This is a genomic window from Porphyromonas uenonis 60-3 (genome assembly GCF_000174775.1).
In the GTDB taxonomy this organism is placed as follows: domain Bacteria; phylum Bacteroidota; class Bacteroidia; order Bacteroidales; family Porphyromonadaceae; genus Porphyromonas; species Porphyromonas uenonis_A.
In genome coordinates this window covers 1-1,068 of record NZ_ACLR01000089.1, presented here as the reverse complement: position 1 = coordinate 1,068, position 1,068 = coordinate 1, and the positions used below count along the sequence as shown (strand labels likewise).

Genomic DNA, 1,068 nt, shown 5'->3' with positions numbered 1-1,068 from the left:
CACACAGACGGCTATACAGGAGACTATACTCCAGCCACTGCGAGCTTACAACGACCTTGCTGTTGTTGCGCCAAAGAGCGAGTTGCGTACGATCTACGCTCTCGAATCGTTCTCACTTCCAGAGGGCAAAATCCTCGAAATATCCCTACACGAGCTTAATGGCGGACGCACACTAACTTTTACGGTGGACAACAAAGACCTCGTAAGGGCTAGAGCTATTGATGACCTCGAACTACGCTTTTAGTCCCCTGCCTTATGACTATGACAATCAATAATCCGATACGCTATGGGAGGCTGGCTAGCCTTCCCGTAGCTTTGTTGTGCCTGTTACTGTTGGCTCTGCCAAGTGTAAGTAAGGCGCAACGTGCCATACCTCACCAAGATGGGTTAATCCTATCGGGTGGGGTACCGCTAACCAACGAGACGCCATTTGTCCAGTGGGGCAATTGGACGGCTCGGGTGGACTATACGCACTATTTCTTCCACGCCGACTACCTCGTAGTGGGGGTGGAATATAGTCACGATAAGCGATCCTATACAGATGTTTTGAAGAACAACTACTCGATACCTGTAGAGGATTACCTCTTCAAAGCGGGCTATATGTACCCAATCCTCACAGACTATACGCACACTTTCTTGCTATATGCAGGCTTGTCCGCTCTGTGTGGCTACGAGGACGTTAATAGACGCCAGTACGACCTAAGCAATGGAGCCACCATATGCTCTCGCTCACACTTCGTCTATGGAGGCTCTGCTCATCTATCCGCTGAGATATTTCTCACAGACAACTGGCTCCTGACGGTTCGTGGCGATGGAAACTTTTTGGTTGGCTCCCAGCTGAACCTATTCCGTCCGCTAGCTACGATGGGCTTTCGTTTTAATTTCTAAGACTACAAGACTATGAATAGATACTTTATTCTACCGCTCCTGCTGGCAATGCTCCTAGGAGCTTGCTCTAGAGAGGTCAATGTGCAGGAGGTCTACCCCTTTGAGGTAGAGCTGATGCCATACCATCAAGAGGCGACTAAAGGGCAGGCAGTGGAAGTGCGTTGCAAGCTCACACCACAG

Annotated in this window: 3 protein-coding genes; all 3 read left to right on the top strand. The window is 49.8% G+C overall.

The genetic code is table 11. The features are described 5' to 3' along the window. Positions 1 to 244: DUF4138 domain-containing protein (locus PORUE0001_RS02625; RefSeq protein ID WP_007364918.1), on the top strand; the 244-nt coding region annotated here is incomplete at its 5' end. 17 nt (positions 245 to 261) lie between these two features. Beyond that, positions 262 to 888: a conjugal transfer protein TraO gene (locus PORUE0001_RS02620; RefSeq protein WP_232501400.1), complete on the top strand. Its 627-nt coding sequence runs from the start codon at positions 262 to 264 to the stop codon at positions 886 to 888. A 12-nt stretch (positions 889 to 900) separates the two neighbouring features. Further along, the coding region (locus PORUE0001_RS11105; protein WP_007364917.1) for a TraQ conjugal transfer family protein at positions 901 to 1,068 on the top strand (168 nt) is incomplete at its 3' end.